This is a genomic window from Leptolyngbya sp. NIES-2104, assembly GCF_001485215.1.
Classification (GTDB): Bacteria; Cyanobacteriota; Cyanobacteriia; order Leptolyngbyales; family Leptolyngbyaceae; genus Leptolyngbya.
Genome location: NZ_BBWW01000001.1, coordinates 1,371,236 through 1,390,273, shown reverse-complemented (window position 1 = coordinate 1,390,273; position 19,038 = coordinate 1,371,236). Strand labels below are relative to the sequence as shown.

Sequence of the window (19,038 nt, the reverse complement as noted above, 5' to 3'; positions counted from 1 at the left end):
TAACCCCATCACCGATTGAAGCAAGATTGAATCCTGTACTTACATACGGTTGATGATGTTCTGAACAATTCCCATTCCGGTCACAGCTTGCCAGCCAAATAATCCAGTAATCACAACATTGATCAGGATATGGCTAACTCGCGCCCATTCTTGACCTTTCTGCATAAACGGAGTCAGTGAAGCCGACACTGCAATCAATCCGGTCATTCCCAACCCTGCAATTAAATGAGGATTCACAAAGAGCTTCCCGCTATTGATATAAGTCGATCCCATTGCACCGATCGAGCCTAACACCATCACAGAAAGTACGATCGCGCCAATCTGGTGATGTTTGATGTTGAACTTCTGCTTAATCAGTGCTTTTTTCAGGTCGCCTTCAGCCGATCGCGTTCGTCGCCATTGAAATCCCGTGTACAGTGCATAGCTGGTTAATGCGAGCAAAACCCACATCAAAACCGGGTGGACAAACTGACTGTAGACTTTGAGGGTGTGGAGGAGTTCAGGGGACATAAAGGGTGTTGTGATGAATGTAATAAAACTTATCACAATTCTCAGTGAAGGAAGTGCCGAATTCCAGTGAGAACCATGACAATTCCAAGCTCATTTGCAGCCGCGATCGAGTCTTTATCTTTGACGCTTCCGCCCGGTTGTACGATCGCCCGAATTCCCGCTGCGGCAGCAGTTCTCACTGAGTCATCAAATGGGAAAAATCCATCTGATGCGAGAATGGCTCCGTTTGCTTTTTCGCCTGCTTGTTCAAGCGCAATTTTGGCAGACCCAACGCGATTCATTTGTCCCGCTCCAACTCCGAGCGTAGTGCGATCGCGACTCACGACGATCGCGTTCGATTTCACATGCTTACAAATCTTCCAAGCAAACAACAATTCTGCAAGTTCTTCAGGAGTGGGCTTTTTCTCAGTCACTAATTGCCAAGCATTCGGATCAGCAACGATATCATCTGCGGCTTGAACTAAAAAGCCACCCGCAATCTGTTTGATGTTCTCTTTTGCTCCATTGCTCAGATCAGGTAGCACTAACACTCTGAGATTCTGTTTTGCTTGCAAAATCGTTTGAGCTTCAGAATCAATTCCAGGAGCAACAACGCATTCAAGGAAAGTCTTCGTCAAAGCGGTTGCGGTTGGAACATCGATCGCACGATTCAATGCCACAATGCCACCAAATGCAGAAGTCGAATCGGCGTTAAATGCTTTCTCGTAAGCTTCAGAAATCGTGGTGCCCATTGCTGAACCGCAGGGATTGTTATGTTTGATAATCGTCGCTGCGGGATCATCGTTCGTGAATTCAGCAATAATCGATCGAGCTGCTTCCAAATCAACCAGATTGTTGTAGCTTAGTTCTTTTCCTTGAAGCTTCGTTGCTGCTGCCCATCCGGTTGAACCAGATCCGGTTTGGTACCATGCGGCGGATTGGTGCGGATTTTCCCCGTAGCGCAACTCTTGAATTCGCGTTCCGGTTAGCGTAAATGTTGTGGATTCCGTTTGCTGTTCTAGATAAGCTGCGATCGCAGTATCGTAACTCGCTGTATGTTTGAAAGCCTGAAGCGAACAACTTTTGCGAAACTCGATCGACGCTTCTCCATTTTTCCGCAGTTCTTCTAGATAGGTATCGTACTGATTTGGATTGCAGAGGATCGTCAGGTTGGCAAAATTCTTTGCGGAGGCTCGAACCATTGCGGGACCACCGATATCGATTTGCTCGATCGCATCTTCGAGTGTGACATCAGGTTTCGCGATCGTTTGCTCGAATGGGTAAAGATTGACCACGACTAAATCGATCGGGCGAATATTCTGCGCTTCCAAGTCTGCAACGTGTTCCGGTAAGTCCCGACGCGCCAAAATTCCGCCATGAATTCGAGGATGCAGGGTTTTGACTCGTCCCCCTAAAATTTCCGGTGATCCTGTGTAGTCAGACACTTTTGTCACGGGCAATCCTGCCGATTTGAGTGCCTGAGCCGTTCCGCCACTGCTGATAATATCGAATCCAAACGCTTCGACTAATTGCTTTGCGAACTCGACTAATCCAGTTTTGTCAGAGACGCTTAGAAGTGCTAGACGTGCCATCGATTTAGTTCCCAAGTAAAAGAGATCTCTAAGCTTACAATCGACTGGATGAGATAGGAAATTCTATGTTGAATACGGTCACGATTCCCGCAAAATCTGGCAATCCTCAAGGCTCGATCGTGATGCTCCACGGTTGGGGTGCAAACGCTCAAGATGTCGCTTTTCTTTGTTCGCTAGTCGATTTACCCGATGTGCAATTTTTGCTGCCCGATGCCCCGTTCCCGCATCCTTATAGCAGCGCGGGCAAAATGTGGTACGACCTCTCGAATGCAAATTTTCAAATCGATTTCACTCAGCAATCTGATCTGCAAACTAGCCGAAAAGCATTAACCGATTGGCTTAATTCCCTAGAGCAACAAACCGGAATTCCGCTCTCTCGCACGATCTTAGGTGGCTTTTCTCAAGGGGGCGCAATGACTTTAGACGTGGGACTATCGCTACCTTTAGCGGGCTTGATGATTTTGAGCGGCTATCAACACGGCGCATTGAATCCAGCCGCAAAAATTCCACCAATTCTGCTAGTACATGGGCGGCAGGATCAAGTCGTACCACTGGCGGCGGCTCATCGTGCAAAAGTAAATTTAGAACAATTGAAAGCGTCGATCGACTACCGCGAATTTGATATGGGACACGAGATCTCACCGTCAGTTCTCAATGAAATCTATGCCTTTGTTCAAAAAACCCTTCCTTCTGCAAATCCAAAAAATACATAAAACTGCAAAGGTATCCCACACAACCAGCGATACAGTAGGGATACGCATAGATGTTGGAAGAAAAACCTCCCGGATCGCTGCATCACTTCTGCGAATCGGGAAGGATAAACCCATAGTTCACAAGCATAAGGACGATTTTATGAAACGATGGATGAGCTTGACCACGGCTTTCGCTCTGCTGGGAGGGGTTGCCATTTCGACGCAAGCAGCGATCGCTCAAACCAGAAACACACCTACGGGTGATGCACGGGTCAAAGCCGCCCTCGACAAAGCCGGACTGAAGTATGAAGTCGATCGCGATGGCGATTTTAAACTCGTGATGGAACTGCCCAACGATCGGACACAATTGGTGTTTGTGCGCTCTGAAACTCAGAAGCTAAATGACAATTACGAAATCCGCGAAATTATTTCGCCAGCTTTCAAATCGGATGGAGCGCTTTCGAGTGAGATTGCGAATCGGTTGCTGACTGATAGTGCTAAGAAAAAATTGGGCGGTTGGCAAACGATCAGTGACGGTAACTCATCGATCGCGATTTTCTGCTCGAAAGTGATGGCAAATAGCAATGCAGAATCTTTGGTCGCGTCAATTCAGGCAACGGTTCTGACCGCAGACGACATGGAAAAACAATTGACCAACAAAGACGATTTCTAATTGAGTGTCTTCTGAATTGTGAGCGTCCCCCGAATTTCGATTTGGGGGATTTTTCAGTGAAATGACCTTACGATCGCTATGTCAAAGATTTTATTGATTACAGATTTCGCGATAATGAGAGTGTCGGGTAGAAGCAATTGCCATGACCCAAACCAAGACAAGATTTACGAGCATCGAGGAATTTCTGGCGTATGACGACGGTACTAATACCCGTTACGAGTTGGTGGATGGGGTATTAGTGGATATGGGGGCTGAAAGTACGATCAATACGATTATTGCTGGCTTTCTGTTTGCGGCTTTTCTTCAGTCTGGAATTCCGGCTTATCGTATTGGGTTCAAACAGTGGATCGCAGTCAGTCGATCGGCTGTAACGGCGCGTGATCCTGATTTGATTGTTCATTCGGAAGAGTCGTTTGCTGCGATCGACGGGTTGCCACAAGCATTGATTGCCGCAGATGCACCCGCGCCATTGCTCGTGATTGAGATTGTTTCTCCAGGTAATCCGGGCAGCGAGAATTACGATCGTGATTACGTGGAAAAGCCGCGTGAGTATGCAGCACGAGGAATTTCGGAGTTTTGGCGAATTGATCCAGAACGATCGATCGTAACGGTACTAAAGCTTGAAGATGGAACCTATCAATCTAGAGAGTTTCGCGGCAGTGAAGCGATCGCTTCTTGGACGTTTCCAAAGATGCAACTGACAGCCGAGCAAATTCTAAGAGCAGGACGATAATTTGCTAGTAGGGTTTAATTCAATAGTACGATGGCGCGATAATGGACAAATCGAGTAGGAGCCGATCGCAATGACTCAAGCCAAGCCGCGTTTCAGAACGCTCGAAGAATATGCCGCACTCGATCCCTCAGATCTGCCAAAGGGTAACTATGAATTGGTTGATGGGGAGATTATCGAATTGCCTGCTGAAAGTGACCTGAACGTTGTGATTGCCGGATTTCTCTTCTCCGTGTTTTTGCAATTCACACAGCATTATTTGATCCGACGTGGAACTGAAATTTTTGTCAGCAGTCGCTCTGTCACTAGTCGTTTTCCGGATTTAATGGTGTTAAACGAACAGGGTGCAACAGCGTTAGACGGCGCGAGGCGATCGGCAGTGACTCGCGAAATGCCAGCGCCTGAACTTGTGATTGAAGTCGTTTCACCCGGCGACCAGAACCACGATCGTGATTATATTGAGAAACCCCAGGAATACGCAGCGCGAGACATTTCTGAGTTTTGGCAAGTCGATCCAATACGATCAGTAGTAAGAGTATTGCATTTGCACGAAGAAGGGTATCAAGTTTGTGAGTTTCGTGGCACTGATGCAGTCGCTTCTCAAATATTTCCAAATCTGCAACTCACAGCCGAACAGATTCTAAGAGCAGGACGCTAATCAGGCGCGTTACCCTAGAAGAAATCGAACTTCTTGAGCTATGCTTTGTCAGCTTTGCGATCGCGATGTTCCTACCCTCACCGAACATCATTTAATCCCTCGCCAACACACCAAACGCAAAAAACTCGATCCCGGTGAAACGATCGATATTTGCCCCGCCTGTCATCGCCAAATTCACGTCTTATTCGACAATCGTCGCCTTGCAGAAGAATTAAACACCGTTGAACGATTAAGAGCAAATCCCGAAATGGCTAAATTTCTCGCTTGGGTACGGAAGCAAAATCCCGATCGCAAAGTGAGAGTAAAACGATGACTCATTTCATGCTCAAAGAGATTCACGAACAGCCTGACGTGATTCGGGAGTTGCTTGATCGCTCGATTTCGATTGCGTTTGAAAAGGTCGATCACATTAATATTCTCGCGTGTGGAACAAGCTTACACGCAGGGCTGATTGGACAATTCTTGTTTGAACAAGTTGCGAAAATTCCAACACAAGTGCGATCGTCATCAGAATCGCGATTTGCTCCATTGCTTGAAACGTCGAATACATTAACGATCTCCATAACTCAATCGGGTGAAACGGCAGATACGATCGCAGCATTAAAAACTGTTCAATCTAAACAAATTGCAATCACCAACGGAATTGATAGCACCATTACCAAGCTCGTTGATCAAACAATTTATACCAATGCTGGAGAAGAAAAAAGCGTTGCAGCAACGAAAACATTTACAGCACAGTTAGTGATTTTGTATCAGCTTGCGTTTGAACTTGCACAGAAGCAACTCACAGAACTTCGACTAATTCCGCAGCAGATTGAAGCAATTTTGAGAAACAATACGATCGCTGAAATTGCAAAAACCTTAGAAAATACTCGCGATTTAATCGTGATTGGGAGCGGAATCAATACCGCGATCGCACTTGAAGGCGCATTAAAACTAAAAGAAGCAACTTATACTCATGCAGAAGGATATGCGGCGGGCGAATTTCTGCATGGACCGATCGCGCTTTTAGATTCACAGATTCCAACGATCGCGATCGGGAACGTGGGAAAAACGCTCGATCGTATTCGAGCCAATCAAACTCCTGTGATTGAAATTCCGACCCCTGCGATCCCCGAACTCTTTAGCCCATTCTTAACTGTGATACCGCTGCAACTTTTAGCCTATGAGCTTGCAATCCTACGTAAGATAGATGTCGATCGACCCCGAAACATCACAAAATCGCTCACAACCTAAATACTAAAAGCGGTTATTACTTTTTTGCTGTGCCCCTATCGCGACTGAGAAAATTGCTCTAGGATTTGGGTGAATAAAATTCGTTGAAAGCATACGCTCTACCGAAATGACTTCTCCACCCGATCCGCGCCATCGTTTGACTTCTGATGAACTAATCGCGATGTTCGTTGCGTTCTTGAGCATCGGAGGCATTTTTTTCTGGGCAACTCGCCAGACCGATACTGGATTCGATCTCGGATCGCTCTTGTCGAGTGCGCCACAGGTTTCGCCTTCTCCGGGGGCTGTGTTGCCTTCAGCCGAACCGGGTCGAGGGAATGCGATCGTGACGACACCTGCAAGCCCTCAAACGCTGCTTCCAATTCCTCAAATTGAAGCGACCAGTGCCCCTCAGCCCACAGTACAGGCGACCGTTCCGCCCAGTCCTACAGCGGTTGTCCCAGTTCCAGTTCCCAGCCCGAACAATCTCCCGAATGTGGTTCCGTCTCCCACGACTCCACCTTCTCCCGGAGTAGCAAAAGGCTTCACCGATGTACCGGGTGACTTTTGGGCAGCGGCTTACATCTCAGAACTATCGCGCCGTGGCATTTTAGGTGGATTCCAGGACGGCAGCTTTAAGCCAAATGAGCCAATTACTCGCGCTCAATTTGCCTCGCTACTCGGAAAAGCTTTTGGCAAACCGAAAGAGCGACAAACTCAGACGTTTGAAGATGTGCCAGAAAATTACTGGGCGCGATCGTCGATCGATGATGCGATTCAAACCGGATTCATGAGCGGATACGCCGAAGGACTGTTTCGCCCCGATCAGCAAATTCCGCTGTATCAATTGCAGGTTGCCCTTGCTTCCGGCTTGAACATTCCTGCCCCCACCGCCCCGGATCAAACCCTGGCAAAATTCCAGGATGTGGCTGACTTACCAAAATGGGCGCAGGGAAAAGTCGCGGCAGCCGTCGGTTCGGGGATTGTTACTGGATTTCCAAGCCCTCAGCAGTTGACTCCAAACCGGGTGGCGACTCGTGCAGACGCGGCAGCGTTACTCTATCAAGCACTGGTGAAAGAAGGAAGAATCACGCCGACGAAGTAGGGAGTGGGGAGTAGGGAGTAGGGAGATAGATTTGGATGAGCGTAATTTGCAGCATCTTTCTCCCCACTCCCCACATTTCTCCCCACTCCCCACTCCCCACATTTCACCAAACCACTCTCCACCTCCTCAACTAGAATAGGTAAGCACATCTTTTTGCCCCATATTCGTGTTTAGGAGTTGACTCGTGGAGTCCCGTTATATCCCCGCTGAGATCGAAACAAAATGGCAGCAAGCTTGGACAGCCGCAAATCTGGACAAAACGCCTGAAGCCAGCGATAAGCCGAAGTTTTACGCGCTATCGATGTTTCCCTATCCGTCTGGGAATCTCCACATGGGTCATGTGCGGGTGTATACGATCGTGGATGTGATCGCCCGATTAAAAAGGATGCAAGGTCATCGGGTGCTAAATCCGATGGGTTGGGATGCGTTCGGGTTGCCTGCGGAAAATGCCGCGATCGAACGGGGCGTTCCTCCCGCGAAATGGACGTATCAAAATATCGATCAGATGCGCGACCAGTTGAAACAATTGGGCATCTCGTTCGATTGGTCAAAAGAACTAGCAACTTGTTCACCAGATTATTACCGCTGGACGCAATGGATCTTTCTGGAGTTTTTCAAAGCGGGCTTAGCGTATCAGAAAGAAGCAACGGTGAACTGGGACCCGATCGATCAAACCGTTTTAGCAAATGAGCAGGTCGATGCTGAAGGACGATCTTGGCGATCAGGTGCGAAAGTAGAGCGAAAATTATTGCGTCAGTGGTTTTTGAAGATCACCGACTATGCAGAACAATTGTTAGTGGATTTGGACAAGCTGACCGGATGGCCCGATCGCGTTAAGTTAATGCAGGCGAACTGGATCGGCAAATCCACAGGCGCACAAGTCACCTTCAAAACGGAAGCAGGCGACGACATTGTGGTGTTTACGACTCGCCCGGACACGCTGTGGGGCGCGTCATTTATGGTGCTGTCTCCGGAGCACCCGTTAGTAGAGAAATTGACCACATCGGAACAATCAGAAGCAATCAAGCAGTATCAAGAAGCGGCGGCGGCAAAGAGTGATCTCGATCGAACCGCAGAAGGTCAAGAAAAAACGGGTGTTTGGACGGGCAGCTATGCAATCAATCCTGTAAACGATCAGCGCATTCCGATCTGGATTGCAGACTATGTGCTGGTGGACTATGGAACAGGTGCGATTATGGCAGTTCCGGCACACGATCAGCGGGATTTTGAGTTTGCTAAAAAATTCGATTTGCCGATCAAAATGGTTGTTCAGCCAGGCGATCAAACTTTGGATAGTGCCACGATGACCGAGGCTTATCCGGGTGAAGGGGTGATGGTGAACTCCGGAGAATTAGATGGAGTCCCGGCAGGGAAAGGAAAGGGTCAGAGTGTGGAAAGTGCGATCGCATTTCTCGAATCCAAGCAAAAAGGCAAAGGCACTTCAAACTATCGCTTAAGAGATTGGTTGATCTCACGTCAAAGATACTGGGGCGCACCGATTCCAATCATTCATTGTCCAAACTGTGGAGCCGTTCCCGAAACAAATCTACCTGTTGCGTTGCCTGAGAACGTCGAATTTTCTGGTAAAGGTGGCTCACCTTTAACTCAGTTAGAATCCTGGCTGAATGTTCCTTGTCCAAGCTGTGGAACGCCTGCAAAACGCGAAACAGACACGATGGATACCTTCATCGATTCGTCGTGGTACTTCTTGCGCTATCCCGACGCGAACAATGATCAAGCTGTGTTTGATCAGGCAATTACGAACGATTGGATGCCTGTTGATCAGTATGTGGGCGGGATTGAACACGCAATTTTGCACTTACTGTACTCGCGATTTTTTACGAAAGTATTGCGCGATCGAGGTTTACTCAACTTCGATGAACCCTTTGAGCGCTTGTTAACTCAAGGCATGGTGCAAGGTAGAACCTACAAAAATCCGACAACCGGGAAGTATGTGCTTCCTGCTAATGTGAAAGATCCGAGCAATCCGATCGATCCAGTGACGGGTGAAAAACTGGACGTTGTTTTCGAGAAAATGTCTAAATCGAAGTACAACGGCGTTGCACCAGGTGATGTGGTTGATCGATATGGTGCAGATACAGCCCGGATGTTTATTTTGTTCAAAGCTCCACCCGAAAAGGATCTGGAGTGGGAAGATGCAGATGTCGAAGGACAGTTCCGATTTCTCAATCGGGTGTGGCGATTGGTAACAGAATCGACCTTGAACCATCGAACTGCAACGGAACTCACCAAAGCAGAAAAAGATTTACGTCGATCGATTCACATTGCTATCAAAGAAATCACCGAAGATTTGCAAGGTGACTATCAATTCAATACCGCAGTTTCTGAACTGATGAAGTTGAGCAATGCCCTAAGTGATTTTGCTCAAAAAGATTCGCCTGTGTTCGCCGAAGGAATCGACACTTTGCTGCGATTGTTAGCGCCGTTTGCTCCTCACATTGCTGAAGAGTTGTGGCATTCGATCGGGCATTCTGACTCAATTCATTTGCAATCTTTCCCGATCGTTGATCCGAATGCCTTAATTGCTGATGAGAAAACGATCGTGATTCAGATCTTGGGTAAAACTCGTGGAACGATCGAGGCGGCAACTGCGATCGCAGACGATAAAGCCGCGTTAGAACAACTTGCACGAGAGTCAGAGATTGCAAAACGCTATATTGAAGGCAAAGAGATCAAGAAAGTAATTGTTGTCCCTGGAAAGCTCGTGAACTTTGTTGTGGTGTAGAAGGGAGCCATAGAGATGAAATGTCGATACAGCATCCTAATTCAATGGTCAGACGAAGACCAATGTTACGTGGTGGGCTTGCCGGAATGGGAAGAGCTTTGTCACACACATGGCAAAACTTACGAAGAAGCGCTTCAGAATGCACAGGAAGTGTTAGAACTGCTCGTCGAATCTGCCGCAGAAGGCGAGCCTCTCCCCGAACCCCAAATCTTTGGACAAACTCTTCAAACTGCTTAGGAAAAAATGACAGATTTACAAAACTACGATCCGAGTGGTGTGGGTGTCGTCGGGCGACTGTTCGGATTGCCATTTGATCAAGACTCGGCAAATTTAATTGTTCTCGGTGTACCTTGGGAAGTGACGGTTTCATACAGCGCAGGGACAGCACGTGGAGTCGAAGCGATGCTGAATGCTTCCTCACAGCTTGATTTATACGACTTTGACAATCCGGACGGGTGGAAGCAAGGGATTTTTATGCCTGAGATTTCACAGCAGATTCTTGATCGTAGTGACCGTCTCCGATCTGATGCTGCAAAAATTATCGATCGATTATCGATCGGACAACCGCTTGATACTGAACTCACTCAGCTTCTAGAAGCTATAAATCAAGGCTGTAAAGAACTCAATCAATGGCTGTTTGAACAATCGGATCAACTCCTGAAGCAAGGAAAACGGGTTGCGGTTGTGGGTGGCGATCATAGTGTGCCGTTGGGGTGTTTAAGCGCGATCGCACAACACTACAAGAACTTTGGAATCCTACACATCGATGCTCATGCGGACTTACGTGAAGCTTACGAAGGCTTTGAGTATTCACACGCATCGATTATGTATAACGTGCTAAAACTGCCACAAATGACCAAACTCGTTCAAGTGGGAATTCGGGATGTTTGCTTAGATGAAGTGAACTTAATTCGTGATTCTAATGGTCGAATCTCGACTTACTTCGATCCGATGCTGAAACAGAAACAATTTGCGGGAGTTCCTTGGCTTGAAACTTGTCAGCAGATTGTGTCAGAACTACCGCAAGAGGTGTACATCAGTGTAGATGTAGATGGATTTGATCCAAAGCTTTGTCCCACAACAGGAACGCCTGTACCGGGTGGATTAGAGCTAGAGCAAGCCTTTTGTCTGTTCCGCGAAGTGGTCAATAGTGGACGGAACGTGATCGGCTTTGATGTCGTAGAAATTGGCAATGCAGAATGGGATGGGAATGTTGCAGCCAGAACGATTTACAAGCTCTGTAATTTGATGGATCTGTCTCGGAAATCTTAGCATTGCTGAATGGGCACTCTGAGAGAGAAGTTCATTCAGAAAAGTTATGCAGCAGTTTGGTATTGCGATCGCGCTCACACTTGCAACATTCAGTGTCGTCACATTTCCTGCTCAGGCTTGCGATCGTAGCATTCCTTGTCGAGCCAATAAGCAAGATGCAGTTACGCAAACATTGATAGAAACTGCGATCGCTTTATCCGAGAAGATTCGAGATCCAGAAGAAAAAGCAAAAGTTCAAATCAGTCTTGCTGGATACGCGATCAATGTTCAGCAGCGTGAGATGTTGCTGAAACAGGCATATACCGCGATTCAAGCGATCGACAATCCGATCAAGAGAGCCGAAGCTCTAGCAGATATTGCTGGAACCTATCAAGCTTCCAAACTTCCAAAACGCGAAATCGAGAAGATTTTGGTAGAAGCTTTTGCGATCGTCACTCCACTGCCCGCTTCTGAGGAAAAAGACAAAGCCTTAAACCAAATTGCCTTTCGCTATGCGCTGAACGGTCAATATGATCAAGCCTTGAAGGTGATTGACCAGATCAAAGACCCTTTTGGAAGAAGCACAACCACCAGCTTTTCATTGAGTGTTGCAATTCGTGCCGAAGTCGAAGCGAACAATCCTGAAGGTGCGTTTAAACTGATCGAGACTGTAGAATCTAGTATTGCGGATACACTTTCTGATCAGCCTGAAACCGCTAAGATTTCTCCTGAACTTCTCGCGCAATTTCGGCAACAAGACAGACGAAGACAGCAGGCGCATTTGTTGATTGAATTAGCGCAAGGCTACCGAGAGGCAGGAAAAGCTCAACTGTTTCAGCAAACGCTCGATCGCGTGTATCGTTTTCTTCCAGAGTTCAGCGATGATGAGCTTTTCGTCGCTCAACTTTTGATCGATCTTGAGCAAACTGAAAAAGCGACTGAACTCTTAAACCGAGCAGAGCAAAGACTGTTAAGCAACGCTCGCACGATCGATATATTGACTGATTCGCGGGCGGATGATTCACTCAGTCTAAGCCACCTTGCAGAAGGATTCATGCAGGTGAATCAACTCAATCATGCTTTGCAGTTACTCGAAAAAGCGCTTCAAGCTTCTGATGATCCGTCTTGGCAAGCCGCAACCCTGAACGGATTTGCAAGTCAACTCTATGAGAAAGGCAGAACACAGAGAGCGAGTGAGCTTTTAACGCGATCGCGCAATCTCGTTCAGCAAATCTCTGATCCACAGGAAAAAGCCGCCGCACTTGTGCACCTTGCAATCACTTACGAAAGTGTAGATCAGAAGAATGAAGCGATTGCGATCGCACGTCAAATTCAACAATTCCCGATCGCGGTTTGGCAAGAGCAAGCAGGTGATTTATTCAGACTGTTCGAGAATGTTGGGGACTATGAGCGAGTAGAACGGATTGCCGCCATTGCGAACCAAAACGAAGCTTGGATTAGTTTAGTTCAGCACTATATGAAGGTGAAGGACTTCGATCGAGCGATTCAAATTGCTCGATCGATTCCATCCATCAGTCAACGTGCAGCAGCATTGACGAGCATTGCAGCCGATTACACGAAGAGCGGGCAAATCGAAAAAGGTTCAGCGATGCTATTACAGGCGTTTGAGTTAACACAATCGACTCAGCTAGAAACTTCTACGCTTACATCCATGTTTAGAACCTATCTAGAATTTGCAGAACATTCTCAGAGTGCTGAACAGGTTTTAGCATTGATGAAATTGATTAAAGATCCAGCGGAGCGAGAAACTGCGATCGCTGAAATTTTGCGCTACACAGAAACCGATTCGCTCAATCTAGCGAGTTGGGTTGAAGTCATTACTGGATTTAGTGATGCTGAGAAACGGGATGAGGGACTGAGTACGATCGCATATGAGTATGCAAATCGAAATCAATACACGGAAGCCATCAAAACGATTCAGCGAATGCAGCATCCAGCAAGTAAAACAGAGACGTTGCTAGGACTAATGAATCGTTATGCTAGTTCCGATTTCACACTCAGTTCAGCAGAGCAAGAAACGCTTAGAACGATCGTTCAACAGCTTGCGTTTTGAAATTGCTCGTGGTGGAGGAGCCATTGTTTACGATCGACTCCTTCAACATTTCGCACGATCAAATAGATCAAATATGGTATAAAAAGGAATGGACGACGATAAGCCTTTAGTTTGGCTAAGAGGTGAGATTAAAACTCCACCTTTCAGTCAGGAAGCCCGACTGGAAGCAGGTTTTTTGCTTAGACGCTTGCAGCAAGGCGAAAACCTTGAACTTCCACACTCGCGACCGATGCCCAGTATCGGGGCACATTGCCATGAGTTAAGAATTCGAGATGTTGATAAAAATTGGAGAATTATCTACCGTATTGATGAAGATTTAATCCTGATCATAGAAGTATTCAGTAAAACGACACAAACGACTCCAGATCAAATCATTGAGAACTGTCAAAAGCGATTGAGCAAATACGATAAAGATATCCAGGATTAGAACGATGGATCAAGAGAAACAAAGACGATTAGAAGCAAAGGGTTGGAAAGTAGGTACAGTTTCGGAATTTCTGGAACTAAGTTCGGAAGAAAGTACCTTGATTGAAATCAAACTCGCTTTAAGTCAGAGTCTCAAAGCGCGATGGCAGCAAAACATGACACAGGCTCAACTAGCAGAGAAAATTCACTCTAGCCAGCCCCGAATTGCCAAGGCGGAAAATGGGGATGCTTCCGTGTCGATCGAGCTATTAATTCGTGCAATGTTAGCGACAGGTGCAACGCCTCAAGAAATTGGTAGTGTGATTGCTAACATCCATTGACTAGATTAGAAATAGAATCAGCTTTTGCTTGCTCGTGTTGAAGGAGCCATTGTTTTCGATCGACTCCTCCCGCATAACCTGTCATCTTTCCAGATGTTGCGATTACTCGGTGGCAGGGAACCACGATCGAGATCGGATTTCGTCCATTCGCGGCTCCTACAGCCCGTGATGCAGTTGGAATACCAATCTGTTTGGCTAATGTTCCGTAAGAGATTGTTGCACCATAGGGAATTTGTTGGAGTTGTTCCCAGACTTGCTTCTGGAAAGGAGTTCCGATCGGATCAAGAGGCAGATCGAATTGTTGCCGCTGATGAGCAAAATACGCTGCAAGTTGTTTTTCAGCTTCGATGAATAAGTCAAGCTCAGCGAATTCTTTCCAGTCTGTGGTTTGTTCTGGAAAGTGTTTTTGTCCTTGCAGATATAGTCCGGTCAGCGATCTACCGTTTGAAGTTAGGAGCAATTTGCCGATCGAGCTAATGAACTCTTTGTAGTACATAGTTCCTATAAAAATGGATGTCCAATGGCTGAACATCCTAAATACGATCGAGATTCAATCAATTACGGTCGAGCCAGTGAACCGCGATAAATCCGTTCTGCTTGTTCGGGAGTCAGCCAAGGCATCAAATCGACCGGAGTTTCTGCATGAACGGTTTGTGACATTGGTTCTAGAGATCGTGCCGCTCCCGCTTCTGCTGCTGGAGTGCGTTGCAGCAATTTACACGCGACGGCAGGAGCGCTCGTTTTCTCAAATATGCCTGGAATCACATCGCCCGTTTCATGGATAGAAAGCATCGTTTGCGGCGGAACATACGAATGAGTTTCAGGATCAAACGCGAGAACTTCACCCGTTTCTAAGTGGTAGATCCAAGCAAAAATTTCGAGTTTGCGCTGATACAGACGTGAGTGAACGATCGGGTAAGTTTTGAGATTTTCAATCTGGGTGAGGACATTTTCAGCGATCGTTATTTCTAACAGTTCTTCACCCTTGTACTGGGTGTAATTTTCTCTCACCAGTCGCCGAGTCGCTTCAGAATGCTTCAGCCAGCTATACACAAGCGGCATTTCTTCTTCGAGCTTTCCAAGCTGAAGCAATCCTTTCATCGCACCGCAGTGAGAATGACCACAGACAATGATTTGCTGAATATCGAGTGCGTTCAGCGCATATTCAACCGCCGCACCTTCTCCGCCATTTGCCGCCCCGTAAGGCGGAATGATATTACCCGCATTGCGAATGATAAACAGTTCACCGATGTCCGCTTGTGTGATCAGATTCGGATCGATCCGGGAATCAGAACAGGTAATAAACAATACACGCGGCTTTTGACCCTGTGAAAGCTCTTCTAGCTGATCAATGTGTCTTGGAACGTAACTTTCTCGGAACTTTTGGTGTCCTTGAATTAACTTTTTCATTGCTCCCTTCCTGTTAGGATTGCCACTCGTCGAGGGCTTCGTCTTTGGTGTTGGTGTTTCGGCTCGGAGTCTCGCGGGTGAACTTCAGATGAATCGATCGCGTTTGTTCGCCATCTTTTGCCACTGCCAAGATCGGATAATCTAGTAAACCATCTTGGAAGGACAATTGGAATCGGAAGGTGCCGTCTGGACTGAGCGGAATGGTTTCACCTGCGATCGTGACTGTGGCATCCGGTTCAGTTGCACCATACACAATCAGTTCCGCATCGGCAACCAACCAGAATTTCCGAGGACGAACTGGAACAACTCCCCCGGAGAAAAGTCCGACTCCAGACATTCCCACACCGGACATGCCAGAAACGGTCGGCAGTGCCCACAGTCCGGCTCCAGACGGAAACACATAGGAGCTAACCGACTGAAGCGGAATTTGCTGCATTGAGCCAAAGATCGATCCAGCAATTCGCTGAAGTTCTGTACCCTGAGACAAGTCGAAAATTCGATCATACATTCCATTCGGGGCAGAAACCAGTTCTGTATCACTTGGTGATTCTAATGTGAAGAAGGTTTGACCCTGTAATTCGGTTTCCCAGTCGATCGTTAAAAATTGATCATCTTCCCAACCAGACGGATATACAGGCGGAACTCGGACAGGCAGCGATCGCGCTAACCTCAACCAGCGTCCGTCTCCGGTGATGTAACCGATTTCGATGAGATAATCGCGATCGCTGACCGGAATCGGTAGATACCAATCTCGTGCCAGTTCATCACATTCAAGCTGCTGCAAACTGTGAGGACTTTGACGCTCTAAATCGATATCGGTAACATCATACAGCCGTAAAACGAGCGATTGTCCGCCTTGGCTTCTCACTTCAGACTTGTGCTCGTTCGGAATGTCCCAATACGCATATGCCCACTGTGGATCACGCGGCATCAAAACAATTCGACTGTCACCGTAGCCATTCGGTAAATCAGGCAAGCCTCCATCGACTGAAGCTAACGTTTCACTCGATAAATCGGTTTGTCCAACATCGAATCGAGCGGCTTCTACATTCGTTTGCGTGGTATTTTCTCGATCGCTCATTAATCCCGCAGCAATTCCCAATCCTCCCACTGTCGCCATTCCTGGGAGTGCCGCCTCGACGATATTGGGTTCGGAAACCTCTGAAACGATTGGCGGTTCTTCTGCGATCGTGTCAGGTTCTTCTGAGATAATCTCTGGAAATTCGGCAGTTTCTAAATCAGTTCCCGCATCGATTTCGGACAGTTCTGGTTCGCGAATTGCAGGTTCAGAAGTGTTTTCTACAATCTCAGACTGATCGTTTTCAGTGGCTGCCATTCCTGCGATTCCGAGTGCTGCCGCTCCTCCCATTGCTGCAAGTCCTGGAATCGCACCTTGAATCAAGTTTGGATCTTCAACTGATTCTGAAATGGGTTCAACGGATTCAGCCAGAGTCGGATCGGAACTCGATTCGATCAGGGGTAGTTCTGAACTCAGGTCGATTAGCGTTGGATCTGAATCTGATTGAATCGTAGTCGGTGTGTCTAACTCAGGTTCAGAAGTTTGAGACTCGATCGTTGTTTCTTCTGAGTTACCGAGTGCTGAAAGTCCTGCGACTCCCAGGGCTGTTCCTCCGATCGCTGCAATTCCTGGAATAACACCTTGAGTAGAATTCGGAGTCTCAACGATCGCACTTTCACCTGTCTCGATCGTAGGCGTTTGCAGTTCAGTATCTAAATCGAGTTGAGTGTAGTTTGTATCTGTGACTGGTACAAGTTCATCGACGACTGTAGGCGAATCATCGACATCAAGTTCGATCGGGGGTTGATCGAGGGGCGCATCTTCGACTTCATCCAATGGCTCGATCGCATCGAGTGACGATAACGGTTCTGATTCTGGCAAATCGGTTTGAGGTGAAGCGCTCGATCGTGTCCGATTCATCCAAGCCGCGGTTCCAGCGATTCCCAGTCCAGCGGCTCCGAGAATCGCTCCATTGGGTAAATCGAGTTCGGGCGGGGCTTCCGGTGGCTCGATCTGAGCCGTGGGAGTCTCGATCGGCGGCATTTCTCGAATTTCGACCAAAGGACGATCGGGGACTGGAATCGATTCTTCAGCGATCGGAGGTTCCACAGGTGGAAGTGTCGCTTCAACAGGCAAGATCTCCGTTTCGACTGGTTGAATTTCTGTTGGAGGCACTTCAACAGGTGGAAGGTCGGTTTCGGGGGGCTGAGTTTGTCCTGATCCAATGAGTGCTCCCGCTCCTGCTAATCCAGCAGCACCGAGCACAGCCGCAGGTGGAATCGTCGGTGGTTGCACTTCTGCGATCGATTGTCGATCAGAATTAATCACCGAACCTGTTCGCGATGCCAAAGTGCCATCGGATTCGGTGGGATTCATCAAAGGGGGAGGCGGTGGCGGTGTAACAGTGGTAGGAGGCGGCGGAGGGGCGACGGGCGGTTCTGCGGTAGGCGTGGATCTTCGACGCAGCCACCAGCCGAGCAGCAATGCACCGATTCCGATCGGGAGTAGCCACCAGAGCCAGCCTGGAATCCCGCCATCGTTTTGTCCGCTTGTATTGGGGGCGACTGCCTGTGATCCTTCAGGAACCGCACCAGAGGAAGCTGTGCCCGTTGCGCCGGGAGAAGCGGTGGCAGTAGGGGAGGGGGACGATCCAGCACCTGCCCCAGCATTGAGTGATGCGGCTCCAGCACTGCCAGCCGCGAGGAGAGTCGCTGGATTTAGAGCTAACGAAGCGGGATCAGTCTCTGTTGCTTGAGCAATTTTCTGTCCAGATTCTGAGGCGGCGTATCCTAAAAATGCTGCAGCACCCGGAGATGGGTCGGCTTTGTGAACGTAGTAGAACGGTTGCGAGAAGGGATAGCGCGGATCAGTCGGTAACGTGTTGTGCATCGGCACGATCCGCAAATTCGGTTGATTCAACACCTGATTGGCAGGCGCGAAACTGAGTCCGTCTTTTCCGAGTTGTTGGGCAACCGCTTGAGTGCTATCTTCTCCGGCTCTCGTCGCAGTCGTGCCGATTTCGTACGGCGTTTGAATAAAAACAGAATAGTTGCGAAAGGCGGCGCGGGTATCGCTTAGATCAGGTCGATCGACAAACCGAATTTTTCCAGGCGCTCCTCCGAGTTCTGACCAATCGGTAATTTCTCCCCGCACGATGCGGACGAATTGCGGAACGGTAATACTACCTTGAAAGGGATTCTCTGGGCTGACAATCAGGGCGATTTTGCCGCGTCCCATTGAGACGGGAACGAGTCCTTGATCGCGTTCGGCTTGCGTCAGAGGTCGCCCGATCGCGGCGAGATCGGCTTTGCCATCGCGAACGGCTTGGAGTCCTGTGGGCGTACCGGAATAATTGAGATTGATATTGCTGCCAGAAAACTGACTTTCAAACCGCTGTTCGAGGGCTTGGTTAATCGCTGCCATACTACTTGACCCGTCGATTTGCACTGTCGTGCCAGCGGGGACAGAGGTCGGGAGTGGAAACGGCGTGGCTTGAGCCAAAAGGGATGGAACAAAGATCGAGTCGAGGGGTTTTACAGTTGCAACAGTGGTAAGCAATACCGCAAAGCCGAGCGCAGACGATTTTTGATTTGGCAACATTAATTCAAACGCCTCTTACACCAGTTCAGATTCACCAATTG

Annotated in this window: 18 protein-coding genes; 13 read left to right on the top strand and 5 right to left on the bottom strand. The window is 48.0% G+C overall.

Annotated elements, in window-relative coordinates; translation table 11 throughout:
• Positions 1–39: 39 nt before the first annotated feature.
• Positions 40–510 (bottom strand): DUF4079 domain-containing protein, encoded by a 471-nt coding sequence (locus tag NIES2104_RS06305; RefSeq protein WP_058996801.1) that lies wholly within the window; start codon positions 508–510, stop codon positions 40–42.
• A gap of 41 nt (positions 511–551) precedes the next feature.
• Complete coding sequence (gene purH, locus NIES2104_RS06300) at positions 552–2,081, bottom strand: bifunctional phosphoribosylaminoimidazolecarboxamide formyltransferase/IMP cyclohydrolase (RefSeq protein WP_058996799.1); 1,530 nt, start codon at positions 2,079–2,081, stop codon at positions 552–554.
• Between the two features lie 65 nt (positions 2,082–2,146).
• On the opposite strand from purH, the gene NIES2104_RS06295 reads away from it, so the two are divergent.
• From NIES2104_RS06295 to NIES2104_RS06235, 13 genes are all read left to right on the top strand, one after another.
• Positions 2,147–2,794, top strand: coding sequence for an alpha/beta hydrolase (locus tag NIES2104_RS06295; RefSeq protein WP_058996797.1), 648 nt, complete (start codon positions 2,147–2,149; stop codon positions 2,792–2,794).
• A gap of 139 nt (positions 2,795–2,933) precedes the next feature.
• Positions 2,934–3,446, top strand: a complete 513-nt coding sequence (locus tag NIES2104_RS06290; protein ID WP_058996795.1) for a hypothetical protein — start codon at positions 2,934–2,936, stop codon at positions 3,444–3,446.
• A 142-nt stretch (positions 3,447–3,588) separates the two neighbouring features.
• Positions 3,589–4,179 (top strand): Uma2 family endonuclease, encoded by a 591-nt coding sequence (locus NIES2104_RS06285; RefSeq protein WP_058996793.1) that lies wholly within the window; start codon positions 3,589–3,591, stop codon positions 4,177–4,179.
• 70 nt (positions 4,180–4,249) lie between these two features.
• Positions 4,250–4,834 carry a Uma2 family endonuclease gene (locus tag NIES2104_RS06280; protein ID WP_058996791.1) on the top strand — a complete coding sequence of 195 codons (585 nt, stop codon included), beginning with the start codon at positions 4,250–4,252 and terminating at the stop codon, positions 4,832–4,834.
• Between the two features lie 40 nt (positions 4,835–4,874).
• Entirely contained in the window at positions 4,875–5,147 is a 273-nt protein-coding gene (locus tag NIES2104_RS06275; protein WP_058996789.1) for an HNH endonuclease, read from the top strand.
• Complete coding sequence (locus tag NIES2104_RS06270) at positions 5,144–6,070, top strand: SIS domain-containing protein (protein WP_058996786.1); 927 nt, start codon at positions 5,144–5,146, stop codon at positions 6,068–6,070. Before NIES2104_RS06275 ends, NIES2104_RS06270 begins: the two co-directional genes overlap by 4 nt.
• Before the next feature lie 106 nt (positions 6,071–6,176).
• Positions 6,177–7,151 carry an S-layer homology domain-containing protein gene (locus tag NIES2104_RS06265; protein ID WP_058996784.1) on the top strand — a complete coding sequence of 325 codons (975 nt, stop codon included), beginning with the start codon at positions 6,177–6,179 and terminating at the stop codon, positions 7,149–7,151.
• A 184-nt stretch (positions 7,152–7,335) separates the two neighbouring features.
• Positions 7,336–9,897 carry a leucine--tRNA ligase gene (leuS, locus tag NIES2104_RS06260; RefSeq protein WP_058996782.1) on the top strand — a complete coding sequence of 854 codons (2,562 nt, stop codon included), beginning with the start codon at positions 7,336–7,338 and terminating at the stop codon, positions 9,895–9,897.
• 15 nt (positions 9,898–9,912) lie between these two features.
• Complete coding sequence (locus tag NIES2104_RS06255; protein WP_058996780.1) at positions 9,913–10,134, top strand: type II toxin-antitoxin system HicB family antitoxin; 222 nt, start codon at positions 9,913–9,915, stop codon at positions 10,132–10,134.
• 6 nt (positions 10,135–10,140) lie between these two features.
• Positions 10,141–11,169 (top strand): agmatinase family protein, encoded by a 1,029-nt coding sequence (locus NIES2104_RS06250; RefSeq protein WP_058996778.1) that lies wholly within the window; start codon positions 10,141–10,143, stop codon positions 11,167–11,169.
• 46 nt (positions 11,170–11,215) lie between these two features.
• Entirely contained in the window at positions 11,216–13,222 is a 2,007-nt protein-coding gene (locus NIES2104_RS06245; protein WP_058996777.1) for a hypothetical protein, read from the top strand.
• A gap of 88 nt (positions 13,223–13,310) precedes the next feature.
• A complete protein-coding gene (locus NIES2104_RS06240; RefSeq protein WP_058996775.1) occupies positions 13,311–13,649 on the top strand; it encodes a type II toxin-antitoxin system RelE/ParE family toxin in 339 nt (112 codons plus the stop codon).
• 4 nt (positions 13,650–13,653) lie between these two features.
• Positions 13,654–13,968 carry a helix-turn-helix transcriptional regulator gene (locus NIES2104_RS06235; protein ID WP_058996773.1) on the top strand — a complete coding sequence of 105 codons (315 nt, stop codon included), beginning with the start codon at positions 13,654–13,656 and terminating at the stop codon, positions 13,966–13,968.
• On the opposite strand, the gene NIES2104_RS06230 is transcribed toward NIES2104_RS06235, so the two are convergent.
• The 3 genes from NIES2104_RS06230 to NIES2104_RS33790 all read right to left on the bottom strand — a co-directional run bounded on the left by NIES2104_RS06230 (position 13,955) and on the right by NIES2104_RS33790 (position 18,997).
• Complete coding sequence (locus NIES2104_RS06230; protein WP_058996770.1) at positions 13,955–14,464, bottom strand: methylated-DNA--[protein]-cysteine S-methyltransferase; 510 nt, start codon at positions 14,462–14,464, stop codon at positions 13,955–13,957. The two genes, NIES2104_RS06235 and NIES2104_RS06230, sit on opposite strands and share 14 nt — an antisense overlap.
• A gap of 62 nt (positions 14,465–14,526) precedes the next feature.
• Complete coding sequence (locus tag NIES2104_RS06225) at positions 14,527–15,378, bottom strand: carbonic anhydrase (RefSeq protein ID WP_058996769.1); 852 nt, start codon at positions 15,376–15,378, stop codon at positions 14,527–14,529.
• Positions 15,379–15,391: 13 nt separating this feature from the next.
• The gene (locus tag NIES2104_RS33790; RefSeq protein WP_058996767.1) at positions 15,392–18,997 is read right to left on the bottom strand and encodes a DUF4912 domain-containing protein; all 3,606 of its coding nucleotides are present in this window, start codon (positions 18,995–18,997) and stop codon (positions 15,392–15,394) included.
• Positions 18,998–19,038 lie beyond the last annotated feature (41 nt).

What these genes read in the sequence shown, in the direction of transcription:
- NIES2104_RS06305 (WP_058996801.1), bottom strand. Translation starts at nt 510, where the DNA reads ATGTCCCCTGAACTCCTCCACACCCTCAAAGTCTACAGTCAGTTTGTC.
- purH (WP_058996799.1), bottom strand. Translation starts at nt 2,081, where the DNA reads ATGGCACGTCTAGCACTTCTAAGCGTCTCTGACAAAACTGGATTAGTC.
- NIES2104_RS06295 (WP_058996797.1), top strand. Translation starts at nt 2,147, where the DNA reads ATGTTGAATACGGTCACGATTCCCGCAAAATCTGGCAATCCTCAAGGC.
- NIES2104_RS06290 (WP_058996795.1), top strand. Translation starts at nt 2,934, where the DNA reads ATGAAACGATGGATGAGCTTGACCACGGCTTTCGCTCTGCTGGGAGGG.
- NIES2104_RS06285 (WP_058996793.1), top strand. Translation starts at nt 3,589, where the DNA reads ATGACCCAAACCAAGACAAGATTTACGAGCATCGAGGAATTTCTGGCG.
- NIES2104_RS06280 (WP_058996791.1), top strand. Translation starts at nt 4,250, where the DNA reads ATGACTCAAGCCAAGCCGCGTTTCAGAACGCTCGAAGAATATGCCGCA.
- NIES2104_RS06275 (WP_058996789.1), top strand. Translation starts at nt 4,875, where the DNA reads ATGCTTTGTCAGCTTTGCGATCGCGATGTTCCTACCCTCACCGAACAT.
- NIES2104_RS06270 (WP_058996786.1), top strand. Translation starts at nt 5,144, where the DNA reads ATGACTCATTTCATGCTCAAAGAGATTCACGAACAGCCTGACGTGATT.
- NIES2104_RS06265 (WP_058996784.1), top strand. Translation starts at nt 6,177, where the DNA reads ATGACTTCTCCACCCGATCCGCGCCATCGTTTGACTTCTGATGAACTA.
- NIES2104_RS06255 (WP_058996780.1), top strand. Translation starts at nt 9,913, where the DNA reads ATGAAATGTCGATACAGCATCCTAATTCAATGGTCAGACGAAGACCAA.
- NIES2104_RS06250 (WP_058996778.1), top strand. Translation starts at nt 10,141, where the DNA reads ATGACAGATTTACAAAACTACGATCCGAGTGGTGTGGGTGTCGTCGGG.
- NIES2104_RS06245 (WP_058996777.1), top strand. Translation starts at nt 11,216, where the DNA reads ATGCAGCAGTTTGGTATTGCGATCGCGCTCACACTTGCAACATTCAGT.
- NIES2104_RS06240 (WP_058996775.1), top strand. Translation starts at nt 13,311, where the DNA reads ATGGACGACGATAAGCCTTTAGTTTGGCTAAGAGGTGAGATTAAAACT.
- NIES2104_RS06235 (WP_058996773.1), top strand. Translation starts at nt 13,654, where the DNA reads ATGGATCAAGAGAAACAAAGACGATTAGAAGCAAAGGGTTGGAAAGTA.
- NIES2104_RS06230 (WP_058996770.1), bottom strand. Translation starts at nt 14,464, where the DNA reads ATGTACTACAAAGAGTTCATTAGCTCGATCGGCAAATTGCTCCTAACT.
- NIES2104_RS06225 (WP_058996769.1), bottom strand. Translation starts at nt 15,378, where the DNA reads ATGAAAAAGTTAATTCAAGGACACCAAAAGTTCCGAGAAAGTTACGTT.
- NIES2104_RS33790 (WP_058996767.1), bottom strand. Translation starts at nt 18,997, where the DNA reads ATGTTGCCAAATCAAAAATCGTCTGCGCTCGGCTTTGCGGTATTGCTT.